This window comes from Mucilaginibacter terrenus (assembly GCF_003432065.1).
Classification (GTDB): Bacteria; Bacteroidota; Bacteroidia; order Sphingobacteriales; family Sphingobacteriaceae; genus Mucilaginibacter; species Mucilaginibacter terrenus.
This window is the reverse complement of the sequence record NZ_QWDE01000002.1, coordinates 451,717-466,846: the sequence shown is the minus strand read 5'-3', so window position 1 is coordinate 466,846 and position 15,130 is coordinate 451,717. Positions and strand designations below refer to the sequence as shown.

The 15,130-nt window shown below is 44.7% G+C and carries 20 protein-coding genes; 4 read left to right on the top strand and 16 right to left on the bottom strand.

The genetic code is table 11. The features are described 5' to 3' along the window. Positions 1–85 precede the first annotated feature (85 nt). A complete protein-coding gene (locus DYU05_RS12765; RefSeq protein WP_117383495.1) occupies positions 86–640 on the bottom strand; it encodes a DNA-3-methyladenine glycosylase I in 555 nt (184 codons plus the stop codon). A 113-nt stretch (positions 641–753) separates the two neighbouring features. Beyond that, positions 754–1,113: a carboxymuconolactone decarboxylase family protein gene (locus DYU05_RS12760; RefSeq protein ID WP_117383494.1), complete on the bottom strand. Its 360-nt coding sequence runs from the start codon at positions 1,111–1,113 to the stop codon at positions 754–756. Positions 1,114–1,217: 104 nt separating this feature from the next. Here DYU05_RS12760 and DYU05_RS12755 point away from each other — a divergent pair, with 104 nt between their 5' ends. The 3 genes from DYU05_RS12755 (at position 1,218) to DYU05_RS12745 (ending at position 2,475) form a co-directional block, all read left to right on the top strand. Beyond that, positions 1,218–1,598, top strand: a complete 381-nt coding sequence (locus DYU05_RS12755; RefSeq protein ID WP_117383493.1) for a VOC family protein — start codon at positions 1,218–1,220, stop codon at positions 1,596–1,598. Beyond that, on the top strand, positions 1,595–1,957 hold the full coding sequence (locus DYU05_RS12750) for a VOC family protein (protein ID WP_117383492.1): 363 nt from the start codon (positions 1,595–1,597) through the stop codon (positions 1,955–1,957). Before DYU05_RS12755 ends, DYU05_RS12750 begins: the two co-directional genes overlap by 4 nt. Positions 1,958–2,070: 113 nt before the next feature. Next, complete coding sequence (locus DYU05_RS12745; RefSeq protein ID WP_133300225.1) at positions 2,071–2,475, top strand: hypothetical protein; 405 nt, start codon at positions 2,071–2,073, stop codon at positions 2,473–2,475. Positions 2,476–2,490: 15 nt separating this feature from the next. Here DYU05_RS12745 and DYU05_RS12740 read toward each other — a convergent pair whose 3' ends face one another. The 13 genes from DYU05_RS12740 to DYU05_RS12680 all read right to left on the bottom strand — a co-directional run bounded on the left by DYU05_RS12740 (position 2,491) and on the right by DYU05_RS12680 (position 11,620). Then, a complete protein-coding gene (locus tag DYU05_RS12740; protein WP_117383490.1) occupies positions 2,491–2,823 on the bottom strand; it encodes an MGMT family protein in 333 nt (110 codons plus the stop codon). Beyond that, positions 2,823–3,470, bottom strand: coding sequence for a tRNA (guanosine(46)-N7)-methyltransferase TrmB (gene trmB / locus DYU05_RS12735; RefSeq protein WP_117383489.1), 648 nt, complete (start codon positions 3,468–3,470; stop codon positions 2,823–2,825). Before trmB ends, DYU05_RS12740 begins: the two co-directional genes overlap by 1 nt. Before the next feature lie 147 nt (positions 3,471–3,617). Continuing rightward, the gene (locus DYU05_RS12730) at positions 3,618–4,106 is read right to left on the bottom strand and encodes a hypothetical protein (RefSeq protein ID WP_117383488.1); all 489 of its coding nucleotides are present in this window, start codon (positions 4,104–4,106) and stop codon (positions 3,618–3,620) included. Between the two features lie 5 nt (positions 4,107–4,111). Next, positions 4,112–4,450, bottom strand: a complete 339-nt coding sequence (locus DYU05_RS12725) for a phage holin family protein (protein ID WP_117383487.1) — start codon at positions 4,448–4,450, stop codon at positions 4,112–4,114. Positions 4,451–4,495: 45 nt separating this feature from the next. Further along, a complete protein-coding gene (locus DYU05_RS12720; protein WP_117383486.1) occupies positions 4,496–4,762 on the bottom strand; it encodes a YtxH domain-containing protein in 267 nt (88 codons plus the stop codon). A 115-nt stretch (positions 4,763–4,877) separates the two neighbouring features. After that, a complete protein-coding gene (locus DYU05_RS12715; protein ID WP_117383485.1) occupies positions 4,878–5,921 on the bottom strand; it encodes an AI-2E family transporter in 1,044 nt (347 codons plus the stop codon). Between the two features lie 88 nt (positions 5,922–6,009). Next, on the bottom strand, positions 6,010–6,219 hold the full coding sequence (locus DYU05_RS12710) for a histidine kinase dimerization/phospho-acceptor domain-containing protein (protein WP_117383484.1): 210 nt from the start codon (positions 6,217–6,219) through the stop codon (positions 6,010–6,012). 2 nt (positions 6,220–6,221) lie between these two features. Next, positions 6,222–7,658, bottom strand: coding sequence for a sigma-54-dependent transcriptional regulator (locus DYU05_RS12705; protein WP_117383999.1), 1,437 nt, complete (start codon positions 7,656–7,658; stop codon positions 6,222–6,224). A gap of 180 nt (positions 7,659–7,838) precedes the next feature. After that, positions 7,839–8,417 carry an outer membrane beta-barrel protein gene (locus tag DYU05_RS12700; RefSeq protein WP_117383483.1) on the bottom strand — a complete coding sequence of 193 codons (579 nt, stop codon included), beginning with the start codon at positions 8,415–8,417 and terminating at the stop codon, positions 7,839–7,841. Between the two features lie 249 nt (positions 8,418–8,666). After that, complete coding sequence (locus DYU05_RS12695) at positions 8,667–9,449, bottom strand: enoyl-CoA hydratase/isomerase family protein (RefSeq protein ID WP_117383482.1); 783 nt, start codon at positions 9,447–9,449, stop codon at positions 8,667–8,669. A gap of 9 nt (positions 9,450–9,458) precedes the next feature. Then, positions 9,459–9,881 (bottom strand): cobalamin B12-binding domain-containing protein, encoded by a 423-nt coding sequence (locus DYU05_RS12690; RefSeq protein WP_117383481.1) that lies wholly within the window; start codon positions 9,879–9,881, stop codon positions 9,459–9,461. 110 nt (positions 9,882–9,991) lie between these two features. Next, a complete protein-coding gene (locus tag DYU05_RS12685; RefSeq protein WP_117383480.1) occupies positions 9,992–10,477 on the bottom strand; it encodes a hypothetical protein in 486 nt (161 codons plus the stop codon). A 12-nt stretch (positions 10,478–10,489) separates the two neighbouring features. Then, entirely contained in the window at positions 10,490–11,620 is a 1,131-nt protein-coding gene (locus DYU05_RS12680; protein ID WP_235854013.1) for a zinc-dependent alcohol dehydrogenase, read from the bottom strand. Positions 11,621–11,940: 320 nt separating this feature from the next. On the opposite strand from DYU05_RS12680, the gene DYU05_RS12675 reads away from it, so the two are divergent. Then, positions 11,941–13,599, top strand: coding sequence for a glutamine--tRNA ligase/YqeY domain fusion protein (locus tag DYU05_RS12675; protein ID WP_117383478.1), 1,659 nt, complete (start codon positions 11,941–11,943; stop codon positions 13,597–13,599). A 414-nt stretch (positions 13,600–14,013) separates the two neighbouring features. Here the strand turns inward: DYU05_RS12675 and DYU05_RS12670 are convergent, their stop codons facing one another. Beyond that, positions 14,014–14,943 (bottom strand): N-acetylmuramoyl-L-alanine amidase, encoded by a 930-nt coding sequence (locus DYU05_RS12670; protein WP_117383477.1) that lies wholly within the window; start codon positions 14,941–14,943, stop codon positions 14,014–14,016. Positions 14,944–15,130: the final 187 nt, after the last annotated feature.

Genomic DNA, 15,130 nt, shown 5'->3' with positions numbered 1-15,130 from the left:
TACGCATCGGTTCATCAGGTTTACTGAGAGGCACGATTGTTAGTGTTTTCAAAAATACGATTATTGCAGTTCAGCACGAACGAAATTATCTGAAAGCGCATTCCGGAATATGGTCGTTTACCATACCTGTTGCCTGCATAAATGCATAGCAAATGGTAGTGCCAAAAAATTTAAAGCCACGCTTTTTCATATCTTTACTTATCGCGTCAGACTCGGACGTACTTACCTGCGGGCCATTATAAGTGGTAATAGGCTTGCCTTCGGGCATAAAGCTGTACAGGTAATTATTAAACGATCCAAACTCCTGCTGCACCTGTATGAATAGTTGCGCATTGCGTATGGCAGAATCTACCTTCAGGCGGTTACGGATAATGCCTGCATCGTTTAACAAGCGTGCTCTATCTGTATCATCAAACAATGCCACTTTTTGAACGTCAAAATTGGCAAAGGCTGTACGATAATTCTCCCGCCTCCGCAATATGGTTATCCAGCTAAGACCTGCCTGAGCAGCTTCAAGCGTTAAAAATTCAAAGAACACCTTTTCATCGTGAGTGGTTCTACCCCACTCCTCATCATGGTATTGCATGTAAAGCGGGTAGGTGCCGCACCAGCTACAGCGGGTTGGTTCTTGAGTTGACATCTATATAGATTATAACGTCATTGCGAGGTACGAAGCAATCTTCGACAGAATGGTTTGCCAGCTTATTTAGATGATTGCCGCGCTAACGCTCGCAATGCCGGGTTGGCATTTATTTACTTACTTTCTTCTACCGCACCATTCAACTCATCCCAATACTCAACCGCCCTGCGATAGTGTGGTATTACTATGGAACCGCCCACCAGGTTGGCTATCATAAATATTTCGTTCATTTCTTCACTGTTCACGCCGGCTTCGTGGCATTTGCCGAGGTGATATTTAATGCAATCATCGCAGCGGAGCACCATTGAAGCTACCAGCCCAAGCATCTCTTTGGTTTTTACATTAAGAGCGCCATCTGCATAGCTGGTAGTATCCAGCGCAAAAAAACGCTTTATGTTGGTGTTAGCAGTTTCCATTATCCTATCGTTCATTTTGGTACGATAGCCTTCAAATTCATTTATTAACTTACCCATATTAATGTGTGTTTGCGTTGTGCAAATTACAACATTCGTGTTGGCATCTAAATTAAAGTTTTTAGATTTACCAAAAATATTAGCAAACCTTTTCTTCTAACATTATGGAATCCTTATCACCTAACATTTTTGTAACAGACATTAACGCCTCTGTAGCATTCTACCAAACACTTGGCTTTGAACTAACCATGAGCGTACCCGAAGACGGCACCGATTTGGTGTGGGCAATGCTTAGCCATGGTGGAGTAACTATAATGCTCCAAACCTATGAAAGCCTTGGAGAAGACCTGCCACAGATAAGCCGTACAGATGGCGGATCGCTACTGCTTTATATTATACTTAAGGATATAAACAGCTACTTTGAGCAGATTAAGGATAAAGTAACCGTGTTAAAGGGCCTGGAAAAAACATTCTATGGCGCTACAGAGTTTTCGATATTGGACAACAACAACTACGTTATAACTTTTGCAGAACATGGCGCATGATTACCTTTAAGCGCGTAGATCACTTCCACGTTTGTGTTTCACCAGAACGCCTGGAAGAGGCGCGGGAATTCTATGCTGGTGTATTAGGGTTGAAACAAATCTATAGACCGGACGATCTGTTTTCGTCTGCCGGGTATTGGTTTGATATCGGCGATGCACAGCTGCATATTGGTGTAGAGCCTGCGCTATCTCGCACTATACGGCATACGGCAATGGAGGTGGCAGACATTAAAGCTGCAAGAACTCACCTGGAAGCAAACGGTGTGGAAATAGTTGAGGAGCCGGTAATACCCGAGCGTGAACGATTTGCTTTTATAGACCCGTTTGGCAACCGCATGGAACTGCTGCAAATACTATAGCACCACCACACGTTGTACGTTTTACACTAAGCTCTAAAACTAAGTGCTACTTTTCATCTTATATAATAGTACCTGCATTAATACAATACAGTATTTCTGTTAAACTATTTAAGATGAAGATAATATCGCCCGCGATGCATGGCATTATCGACTACTGCCTAGTTTTATTCTTGTGGATAGCACCAACCACGTTTGTTTTGCCCGAACATACCGCAAAATACGTTTACCTGCTCGGCTTTGCGCACCTGTTTATTACTGCCTGCACAAATAACAACGCCGGTATTTTTCGTTTTATTTCTATGAAGCTGCATGGCACCATCGAATTGGCGCTAAGCGTTATTGTTTTGATATTATGCTTTACAGAGTTGCGCTATGATGAACGCGACAAAGCGTTTTTCCTGACTTTTGGAGTGGTGCTGCTGGTATTATACCTGGTGACAGATTATACGGGTGGACTTAGCTCACCAAAACGATTCAGAGGATCTGCCAGACTGCGCGGCGCGAGGACTATCTCCTAAAAACTTCCCCAGGTGTTAAAGGTTCAGCTCAGTTGCAGGGTCCCAGAAAATCTCCTTAAAATTCTGAACCTGATTGTCTATTACTTTGATGCCTTCATGCGCTAGTAGCTGTTCCATTGTGTCACCACCAAAATGAAACTTGCCTGTAAGCAAGCCCTGCCTGTTTACTACCCTATGCGCGGGTACCGGAGGCTGGGCAGTTCCGCAAGCCATCATTGCATAACCTACAACCCGCGATGATTGCTTAGATCCAAGATAAGCAGCGATAGCACCGTAGGACGTAACCCGCCCGCTGGGTATAAGCCTGACCACCTGGTAAACATCATCGTAAAAGTTGTTTTGGGGCATTAAAACGAGAACTTAATGTAATTAATGTTTTTATTATGCTGCAGGTACTTCTTTTCGTAATAAGTTTTTATCGACAGCACTTCATTCGCATATGGCGAGTTATATAAATCATCAGTAGTTACATCAACGGGTAGCCCGAGTTCAGTCGCTTTCTCCACAGTGTAGGCGTAAAGACCGTCGTTATCCGTTTTAAGATTTACAAAGCCGCCTGGCTTTAGCAGCTCTTTATATTTAGCCAAGAAGCGCGGTGCAGTAAGTCTTTTCTTTTCCCGGCTAATTTGTGGCTGAGGATCGGGAAAGGTGATCCATATTTCATCTATCTCTGCAAGTGCAAAATAGTCCAGCAAGGTTTCAATTTGTATGCGCAAAAAGCCAACGTTGTTCACACCTTCTTCCAGTGCTGTTTTGGCTCCTCGCCATAAACGATTGCCTTTATAGTCTATACCTATAAAGTTTTTGCTGGGGAACATTTTAGCCAGGTTCACGGTATATTCGCCTTTACCGCAGGCCAGTTCCAGCACTACAGGATTAGTATTTTTAAAAAACTCCTGCGCCCAGTTTCCTTTTAAAGGTTTGCCTTCGTCCAGCTGCAATACATTATTAAACGTTGCTATCTCAGCAAATCGCCTTAACTTATCTTTTCCCATGAGCGGCAAAAATACAGATTTTGATAATAATTACTTACCACTCGCCTAATGCTGCTCACAAACAAGTTCTTAAACAAAAAGGGATAAGCAAAAAGCCTATCCCTTTAAACCGTGTTTCACAACAGGGCGAATATTATGTAAAACTACCTAGCTGCTGTACTCACCAGGTTCACCCTGATGGTTAAGGGCTTCGCCCTCTTTGTAGTACTTAGCATAGGCTGGTATAATCTCTTTATGCGGCTTGTCCTCTTTCTTCTTGGTAAGTTTACTAAAGAACCCTTTTGCCTTCTCCCAAACGCCTTTAGCAGAATCTTCGCTAATGTAGTTAGATGCCTTTTGTGATACTATCCCTACCAACGTTTTCACAAGGAAGTTAGAGTGCTTAAACAAAGTTTTATTTAAGGTTAAAGGCAATGCTATGCGAGAAATCAGGCTAAGAAAATCCTGGTTGAAGAACCCGGCACTTTTTATACCATCTGCCGTTGCCGACTTTGGAAACAGAGTCATTACAGTATGCATTATAGCAGCCGGACTGTGAAAACGTGCACGCAACGCTATAGCTTGCTCATGCTCCAGATTCTTGAGCCGTGATATTTCAACCTTAAGGTCGTTGACATTATTGATGAGGATGCTCATAGGTACTAACGGAATAACTTTCTAACTAAAATATTAACAATCGGCCTTTCAATAGGCTTCTTAGCAACAATCAAAACTACGGCCAAAAGCAAATAGATAAGCGCTACGCAACCAAAGCCTTTCCAGTATGAATGGAATACTTCCCCGAGGAATAGCGCAAGTGTAAAGCTGGCAAACAAAAATGTTAGCATCAGGCTTATCACCACCACCAGATCAACAACAACATTTGCTATTACTGATGTGCTTTTTTCAATAGCCTCTAACTTTAACAGCTTCAGCCGTGTTTCTACGTATTCTTTTAACTGTTCAATTATCGGGCGCGCAGCCTCTTTTTGTTGTTCCATACCAATTTTTTTGCCAGCGGCCTTTATACCGTAAAATGTCTATTCTTAAGCGTGTTCCAGGTCATCCTGGTATTCATCCTCGGTAGATTTGATCTTTCCTTTGATGTTATCAACCACCCTGCTCTTAAGGTTCACAAGGTTGTCAATCTCTTTTGTAGCGGTCTCTTTAATGGAGTCGCCAAGATTCTTTAATGATTCAGAAAGCTTATCACGTGTTTCTGTTCCGCTGTCTGGAGCGAGTAAAATTCCAAGCGCTGCTCCTGCTGCTAAACCGGCAAGCAATGCAACAACTACTTTTGTGTTATCGTTCATATTGTATTAATTTTTAAGTTGAATATTTGTTTTATTAATTATTAAATAAAAGTGAGGCAAGAACACATTTGGCTTAATTGGTAATTACCTTATAAACGCTGGCCGGCACAAAATGTTACAGCTCCGGGCCTGTTCGTATGCGCTCAAGCCGGTCTGCCGCCATGCGGTTTGTTTCGTATATTTCCAGCAATAATAAAAAATACGATAACAATAAGGGCCCAAAAACAAGGCCAAGAATACCAAATAGCGGCAAGCCGATAAATACCCCAATGATAGAAATAATAGGGTGCGTATTACCCACCCGTTTATTTATGATTACTCTTAATACATTATCCACATTGCCTATAAACAACAAGCCGTAAGCAAGCAATAATATGCCCTTAAAGTTTTGTCCGTTCGCAAAGAATATAAGGCTGGCCGGTATACACATTGTGGGGGCACCAACCACCGGCAGGAAGGACAGGAACACCCCCACAAAGCCCCAAAATATAGCATCAGGTATCTGAAAAGCGTAAAAGCCCATAGCTAACAGGGTACCCTGCGTTAAAGCAATAATACCCTGGCCTAAAACATTTGAATACGTAGAGTCACGAAGTGCCTGTGCAAATTTAAGTGCATGCTGCTCACGGAAAGGAGCGTACTTAAGCAGTCCTGTCTCAAAAGCGCGCATCTGCACAAACATAAAGTACATTAAAAAGTACATCACGAGCAATGTGATGATAATGCTTGCAGCACTGCCTAGCAACGAAGGGAAAAGATCTGCGGCGTAAGCGCCTAATTTTTTAAAGGTATCTTCCGCGAAGTGTGGTTGCCCCAGGTTTTCACCTGTAAAGGCATCTATCTTCTGCGTCCACTGATCTATCGGAAGGTTGCTTTTGTTGATGCTGGCAATTTTGCCGATGATCATAATGCTCATGGACAAAAACGGTATCACAATTACTATGAGCGATATAGCAATGATAATCAGTGCGGATATAGTTGAGTTGAACTTGCGCCTTTCAACCATGTAAAGATAAAACGGGCGAAAAATGGTGAACAGCACAATAGCGCCAAGGATGGAGCTGAACAGCTCGCTTAAAGCATAAAGCAGGAAACACCCCAGCACAATAATGCTTACCAATATGATGTTATTGCGCTGCTTGTAATTAAAGATGGACATTCCTGCGAAAAGCTTAAGTACGGTATCGGTATGTAAACAGAAACTGGATTGTAAAGTTTTAGCGCAGAGCCCTGTATATGAATTATTCTTAAACGGGTATTATAGCCAGCAGCTCGTCTATTTTACGGGCCGAAACTACAATACTGTTCGCATACATTTCCTGCTCCTCATTACCGTCTTCCAACTCAAACTTCAATGCCTCTATAGCAAGTTGAATGTTGGACAACTGGTTTTTGATATCATGCTTAAGCATTAACAGCTCCTCGGCGCCGGGCATGTTCGCGGTAGAACCTTCCATTATTATTTTAGGTTAATCGCCTTCATTTTATTGTAAAGGGTCTTGCGGTCTATGTTAAGTATTTCCGCTGCCTTCGTTTTATTAAAATTAACCTCCCTCAGCACTTTTAATATCGTCTCGTGCTCTGCACCCAATGCAGCATACTTCAGGTCGTGCTTAGGTGCTTCACGTACCTCTGCCGGCGCGGCATAGGAGGCTTGTCCCTGGCCCATATCATAGCTGCCGGTCATTTTGAAGTTTGATATCTCCAAAGGCAGGCTTTTTAGTGTTACCTCGTTACCTTCGGTAAGCAATGTGGCGCGGCGTACAACGTTCTTCAGTTCGCGTATGTTCCCCTGCCAGCGGTAGTTCATAAAGCAGTCTACCACTTCCGGCGAAAAGCTGGTTACGTTACGGTCGAGCTCCTGGTTAGCAATTTTCAGAAAGTGCTCTGCTAGCATCATGATGTCGTTACCCCTGTCGCGCAATGGCGGCATGTAAATGGTAAACTCGTTAAAACGGTGATAAAGGTCCTCGCGGAACTTTCCTTTACTTATGCTTTCCTGCAGGTTCTCGTTTGTGGCGATAATGATTCGCACATCCAGATCAATCTCCTTGGTGCTCCCTATACGCTTTACTTTACGTTCCTGTACGGTACGCAGCAGGGCGGCCTGTATCTCGTAAGATAAATTGCCAACCTCGTCTAAAAACAAGGTACCGCCGTTAGCCATTTCAAAGTGGCCTATTTTGGTAGCAAAGGCGCCTGTAAACGAGCCTTTCTCGTGCCCAAAAAATTCACTTGCCGCTAGTTCTTTGGTAAGCGATCCGCAGTCCATCGCAATAAAAGGCTGATCGGCGCGAAGGCTGTTCAGGTGAATGCTCTTAGCTACCGACTCCTTGCCAGTGCCGCTTTCACCCAGTATAATAACACTATAGTTGGTTGGTGCAACCAGCTCTATCTGCCTTAACAACTCCTTTGAAGCACGACTGGCTCCTGTAACAAATTCAGCAGAAAGTATTTGCTTCTTTGTTTCTTTTTGAGGTTTCTCGCTTTCGCTACCGGAAGCATAACTGTTATTAGCCAGCTCCTGCAATGCGTACTGCGTTTCAATGGCTTTATTTATGGTTGTTAGTATCTCGTCGGGGTAAAGCGGTTTGGTAATATAATCGTACGCTCCCATCTTTATCAGTTCTACCGCCATTTTAATATCGCTGTAACCAGTTATAATAATAACCCCGGTTTGAGGGTACTGCGCCTTTATATTTTTCAGCATTTCGCGGCCGTCGGTATCCTCCAGCCTGAAATCGCAAAGCACCAGCTGGTACTCCCTGTTCCTTAGGCATTCCATGCCTTTCTCTCCGTTTGCCGCGGTATCAACTTCAAAACCATTGCGTGTCAAAAACTTCGATAGCAACAGCCCAACATTCACTTCGTCATCAATGATGAGAATTTTTTTCATGGCAGCAATAAACTGGTAATTGGTAAACGTATTATGCAGGTCAAGGTACAAATATTTGATAATTTTTAAGAATTATTGTTATCCATTATGTAAATGCCATACATTTTTAGGCATAAAAAAAGAGGGCTTATGCCCTCTTTCCCAATTGTTGTTTTTCTGGAGATAGTTGTGTTCTTTTTGTTAGAAACCGTAAGCTAAACGCAGGCCTACAAAGTTTACTTTGCTTTGATCGATGTTGCTGCTGTACTTGGTAGTAGCTTCGTAACGGATACCTGCATCAATAAAGCTGCTTGCGCTTACCGGGAACTGTACACCAATCTGCGGAGCGTATACAAATGCTGTAGACTTGTCGTTAAAGAAATCAGATTTGTTTAACAGGAATGCAGCACCAGCTTCGCCCTGAATGTAAAAGTTTGATACCGGGAAGAACTTTAAACCAGCTTTAACAGGCAATAACTGTACGTTAGGTACATCAAAGCCGGTAGGGCCAACATTCTTTTCACCGAATACATTGTTGTAACCCGCGTTAATAGTTACAAACAATTGGTTGGCAACAGGGATATCTGCCTGTAACGAACCACCGAGGTTCCATTTGTAGGCATCATTAAAGCTGCCGGTTGGTACGCCTGCTTCTACACCAATGCTGTAGCGGATACCGTTAGATGTAGTAGTAGAAGTTGTTGTTGATTGTGCTTTTGCACCAAGTGATAAACCTGCGAATGCTAAAGCAATTGTTGCGATTTTGAAAATGTTTTTCATGATCTTTTAAATTAAACTCTAAGTGTGTTTGAAACACGAAGCAAATTAAAGCACGAAAAAACAGATGTTTTTTCATCCAATTGTCAGGTTTATTCAATCAATTGATTAACAGTAATTTATTTTTTGACCAATGGGGTATATTAGTCAACACAGTGTAAAAAGCTGGTGCAAATAGCAATTTTCTGTCATAAAGAAGAAGCTGTTTTGTTCCTGATAAGTACCCTGAAAGTGGCTAAAAAGCGTAAAACCCTATTTACCGGTAAATAATGGCTTGCGTTTATTCAAAAATGCATCAACACCTTCTTTGAAATCAGCGGTGGAAAAACACTGCCCGAATTCTGTTATTTCAGTTTCAAATCCGTTTACACCATCTGTTGCAGCAGCATTAACAGATCTTATTGCGGCAGCCAGGGCAAGGGGAGCCCTGCTCAATATCTTGGCCGTCATCTCCTCTGCTTTGGCAAGCAGCTCTGTTTGAGGAACAACAGCGTTTACCAATCCGCTCTGCAGTGCTTGTTCGGCAGTAACCATATCAGCTGTCAGGATCATCTCCAATGCCTTACCGCGGCCAACCAGTTGTGTTAAGCGCTGCGTGCCACCATATCCCGGGATAAGCCCAAGGGTAACCTCAGGCAAACCCATTTTTGCATTGTCAGAGGCAATGCGGATGTGGCAGGCCATAGCCAGTTCAAGTCCGCCGCCAAGTGCAAAGCCATTTACTGCAGCTATTATCGGTTTGCCTGAGTTAGCTATCAGGTCGAACACATTACTTTGGCCTTCACGCGCGATAGCGGTACCACCTTGTTGGTCTACACCGGCAAACTCTGCTATATCTGCACCAGCAACAAATGCCTTATTACCCGCACCGGTAATAATAATACCTCCGACACTCTGGTCCGCAATCGCGGCAGTAATTGCTTTGTTAAGCTCCTGCAGTGTTTGCCTGTTTAACGCATTCAGCTTGCTTTCACGGTTGATGGTAATATATAATATCCGGTCTTTTTGCTCGGTAAGAAGGTTTTCGTATGCCATGGCTGCAGATTAAAAGTTACGGTTTTGATGTACCCAATTAGTAATGTAAGTTACAATTTCCTGGGTGCTGGTTCCGGGGGGGAACAGTTCGCCTACGCCCATTTTTTTTAGCTCGGCCATATCATCAGCAGGTATAATGCCGCCGCCTGTAAGCAGCACATCATCCATTTGCTTTTCTTTAATAAGCTTTAATACTTTGGGGAATACCGTCATGTGCGCACCAGATAGGATGCTTATGCCTATTGCATCTACGTCCTCCTGCAAGGCGGTGTTCACCACCATTTCTGGGGTTTGGCGCAGGCCGGTATATATTACTTCCATACCGGCATCGCGCAGGGTAGTTGCAATAATGCGTGCACCACGGTCGTGCCCGTCAAGGCCGACTTTCGCCACTAAAACCCGTATAGGCCTGTTAAATTGGTTATTGCTCATAAGAAAATCCGGAGCTAATGCTAACCAAAGGTAACAGAAAGTATGAAGATGCAGAACACTGCAAAAGTATTTTGATGGAAAGGCGGCAGTGTGTAGCTGCCGCCTTCTATTTACTTTTTCTTATTGTTTACTGTAGCTACCACAACTGCCGTTACTGCGGCTACGGCTAACACTTTCTTAAGAAGTCCCATCTTATTGTACTTAAGATCGGCCTTCATGCCACGCTCCGCAATAATATTGGGGAAGTGGCCGCCTTTAATGTCCTCAATAATACCTTCCCATACGTTTATACGGTCTGCAAGTATAAGCGGTATCCAATGGCGATAACGGTCTTCGCTATGTGTAAATGCCCAACGGCGTATCATGCCGCTTAACCCTTTGGGTGGCGTACTGGTACCAAAAACCCTTGTTATTGCAGGCCGCTCTATAGATTGTAAAATTTCGACAGTTTTAGGCTGCTGTGGCTCGCGCTCGTAGTTTATCCGGTTATGATCGTCCCCGGTGTAATGTTTCATCGGGTAAGTGGGTTCATTCTCGGGGTCTGCATCCATTCCCCACCCCGGTATGCTTTTGTAATCAGTGTTTCTGCTTTCCATGATGTTGTGGTTTTATGGGATAAGTACCGTTTTTATGCAGTTATCCAGTTTTGATGAGAAAATATTATAGGCTTCGGCTACTTCCTGAAGGGGCACCCTGTGGGTGATGATCTCTTTAGGATTGAGCCTGCCCGACTGTACATGATCAATCAGCCTCGGCAGCAACCTTTTTACTGAAGCCTGGTTGGCACGTAATGTAAGCCCTTTGTTAACTATGTTGCCGATAGGTATCATGTTATACGGAGGGCCGTATACACCCACTACCGAAACAATACCACCTTTTTTTACACCATTAATAGCCCACTGCAAAGCGGTGCCTGCACCGGCTTGCAGCAGCGCAACGCGACCTGTAAAGGTTTGCAAAGTATTGCCTTCAGCCTCGCAGCCTACAGCATCAATACAAACATCAGCACCCAGCCAGTCGGTGGTTTTCTTCAGGAACAAAACCGGATCTTCCAGCTCTTTAAAGTTATAAGCTTCACATTTGGCGTAATTACGTGCAAATTCAAGCCGATAATCTATATGATCGATAATAATAACGCGTGACGGGCCAAAGAACCAGGCGCACCTTGCCGCCATAATGCCTATAGGCCCTGCGCCAAAAATAACCACAGTGTCGCCCTCTTTAATACCCCCCATTTCGCAGGCCTGGTAAGCTGTTGGTACTACGTCTGTTAACAATACAGCGTCATCAGGGTCCATATCTGCAGGTATAACCGTTGGGCCTACATCAGCATAAGGGACACGTACGTATTGTGCCTGTCCGCCGTCAAAGCCGCCGGCTGTATGCGAGTAACCAAATATGCCACCAACAGCAGTAGCCATTGGGTTAGATTCATGACAGTTACCAAACAGGCCTTGCTTACAAAAAGTACATTTACCACAAGCGATATTAAATGGCACCATTACATGGTCGCCTACTTTAAGGTTTTGTACCGATGGGCCTATCTCTTCTACTATACCGATAAATTCGTGCCCAAAGGTTTGGCCCACGCGTGTATCAGGCACCATCCCATGGTACAAGTGAAGGTCTGACCCGCAAATGCACGAACGGGTTACGCGTACAATGGCATCGCTCGGATGTAGTATCTCAGGCATCGGTTTCTCCTCTACCCTGACCCTGTAAGGGCCTCTGTAATTCATTGCTAGCATATAAGTATGTTTTAGTTAATGATTTAGTTGGTTGCAAACAAAAGCTGGACAACTTGCCGCAGAAAGGACCGGAACATATTGATCTCATTAAACAAAAAGCACGCCATTATAATGTAATAAGAAACTTTTTTAATCAAAGAGTAACTATAATTTGAAAAGAGGAGTATCACATCTGTGTGATAAGGAACTTCTGGACTACAAGCCTTTTTTGCGGCTATATTTTGGCACGGGTACTGCCGCTCATTTACAAGTGTTTAAAAGGCGGTATATTGTGCTAAATTCTGTACTTTTGCGCCTCTGTTACGAACACCATGAGCGAAGAAAAATCATTAAATTTTTTAGAGGAGATTGTAGAGGAAGACCTGGCGGCAGGCAAGCACGGCGGCCGTGTTTTAACACGCTTCCCTCCCGAACCTAACGGTTACCTGCATATTGGCCACGCAAAGTCGATATGCCTTAACTTCGGGCTTGCGCAGCGTTACGGTGGCAAAACCAATCTCCGTTTTGATGATACCAATCCTGTAAAGGAAGACGTGGAATACGTTGACAGTATTAAAGAGGACGTTAAGTGGCTGGGCTTTGACTGGGCGCAGGAACTATACGCCAGCGACTACTTTGACAAACTGTATGAATTTGCCCTAACCCTGATTAAAAAAGGTCTGGCTTATGTGGATGACAGCACTGCCGAAGAAATAGCTGCACAAAAAGGAACCCCTACCGAGCCGGGTACCGGTAACGAATACCGCAATCGTAGCATAGAAGAAAACCTGCAGCTGTTTGCCGATATGAAAGCCGGCAAATACCCGGATGGCGCCAAGGTGCTTAGGGCCAAGCTCGACCTTGCATCGTCGAACATGCACCTGCGCGACCCGTTGATGTACCGCATTAAACATGCGCACCATCACCGCACTGGCGATGCCTGGTGCATTTACCCGATGTATGATTTTGCGCACGGCCAAAGCGATGCTATTGAGGAGATAACCCATAGCATTTGTACGGTGGAGTTTATACCGCACCGTCCGCTATACGAGTGGTTTATAGAGCAGCTGGAGCTTTTCCCAAGTAAGCAATATGAGTTTGCCCGCCTTAATTTAAACTACACGGTAATGAGCAAGCGCAAGCTGCTGCAATTGGTTACCGAAGGCCATGTTGAAGGCTGGGATGATCCGCGCATGCCTACCATTAGCGGCCTGCGCCGCCGAGGTTATACGCCTGCCAGTATCCGCGAGTTTTGCGAACGCATTGGCGTGGCCAAACGCGAGAACATGATTGATGTTGGCTTGCTGGAGTTTTGTATACGCGAAGACCTGAACAAAAAAGCATGGCGCCGCATGGCGGTACTTGACCCGGTTAAGCTGGTGATAGACAACTATCCTGAAGGGAAGACCGAATACTTTAGCGGTGAGAACAACCCCGAAGCGGAAGATGGCGATGGCAGCCGTGAGTTTCCGTTTGGTCGGGAGATATGGATAGAGCGCGAGGATTTTATGGAAGTGCCCGCTAAGAAATACTTCAGACTGAGTATTGGCGGAATGGTACGCTTGAAGAACGCCTACATCATTAAAGGTGAGAGCGTGGTGAAAGACGCTGAAGGCAACATTACCGAGATACATTGCAGCTACCTGCCCGAATCTAAAAGCGGTAACGACACCAGCGGGTTAACTGTTAAAGGCACCATCCACTGGGTGAGCGTAGAGCATGCTAAAACTGCTGAAGTACGCCTGTACGACCGCCTGTTCCAGGTAGAAGACCCAAGCAATGAGGACGGCGACTTTAAAGACTACATTAATCCGAACAGCCTGCACATAATATCGCCGGCATACATAGAGCCCGATCTTGCTAACGCTATTGCCGGAGTACCGGTGCAATTCATGCGCAAAGGTTATTTTGTGTTAGATAAAGATTCGACAGTCGATAAACTCGTGTTCAACCGTACGGTTACCCTAAAAGATGGTTGGGTGAAGAAATAAAGCCGAAAGGTGAAAGCTTAAAGGCGAAGGGTGATGAACCTTTCGCCTTTTTTATTCCCCTCTTGAGAGCTATAGCGTGCCTTCTTCTGAACGAATAAAGTATTCTGCTGTGCTCGTTAATGACAGTAGTATAATGCTGTTAAGCCTGTGGTTGTTACTTTCTTTTTCCGCAAAAGAAGGTAACCAAAGAAAACTCCCGGCTTGGTTCCGCACTATCTAAGTTGGTGCTAATCCAGTAGTAGTGCCAACCGTGCGTTACCTAGGCCGGTTTGGTGGGTATTTGATCCGTTTGTCAGGCTCTATATACTGGCTGTTAGTTTTACATCTTCAGGATATCAGCTTTAAGCGAAAGTCGCAGAACCACAACGTTCTCCAAAAAAACACAAACGATAATGGTCTAATTACCTCTAACTTCTAAGGAACCGCAGGCACTACCTGTGCCGGAGCGACCACTGCCGGCGCCACAACCGGCGTTGTCTGTACAGGCGTCACCGCTGTCATTCCGCTTAAATTAAACAGCACATCCAGATCACACGGTGTTAGCTGTGGTGATATGTCCGTTTGTATAAAATGGCGCTTAAAGGCAACAATAGCTGCTGGCAGGTTGCTGGTATCATAACCAATTAGCCGCAACGCTGTCGTGGTATCAAAGTTTTCGGGAGCAGGCTGAATGTTAATGCCGGGCCATATGCCGAAGCCTTTTTGAGCAAGCACGGCCCAAGGGAACAGCGCGCCGGGATCCGGTTTGCGTAGTGGTGCAATATCTCCATGACCAATAAAGTTTGCTGTTGGTATGTTGTAAGCTTTCTTAAGCTGTGTCAGCAATGCCAGCAAGCTCTTCATCTGCGCGGCGGCAAAGGGTTCTTTACCATTATTGTCCAGTTCTATCCCTATCGAGCAGCTGTTCATATCGCTGATAGTACCCCACTTGCTTACGCCAGCATGCCAGGCGCGCAGATAATCGTTCAGCATGTGCACCACCTTGCCGTCTTTAGCCACCACGTAATGGGCGCTCACCTGCGGCTTTACCAGGGTGAAAGTTCTTAGCGTTTGCGCCAGCGAGTCCTGCGCGGTGTAGTGGATTATTACGTAGTTAGGCTTACGCAGGTTAAAGTTAACCGTACCCACCCATTCGCTGGCGATTGGTTTGCCAGCGCTATCCAGCAGTGCAGCCGGGAGTTCCTGCTGCAACACAGCTACCAGACTGTCGGTTTGCTTGTGGTGCACCTCATTGGTAAGCGCGTAAGGGCCCTTATGCGAACAGCCCGAAAGCGCTACTGCAGCAGCAGCAATAATTAATACACAATATTTTACGGGAACAATGCGAAAAGTAAATGTTGGCATGGTGATATAAACAAACTACAGCCTATTTGTTCGCGACGGATGCATAAACCAGCTGTTAGCGCAGCCAAGATAATAATTAAGACTTTAGCAATGATGTGCTTTTGTGACCAAGCATGCGAGATGAGTAATAAGTTAACTCCAAAAAGGTTTAATTATTGCATCTAGCGCTATAATATTTCTCCTCTGG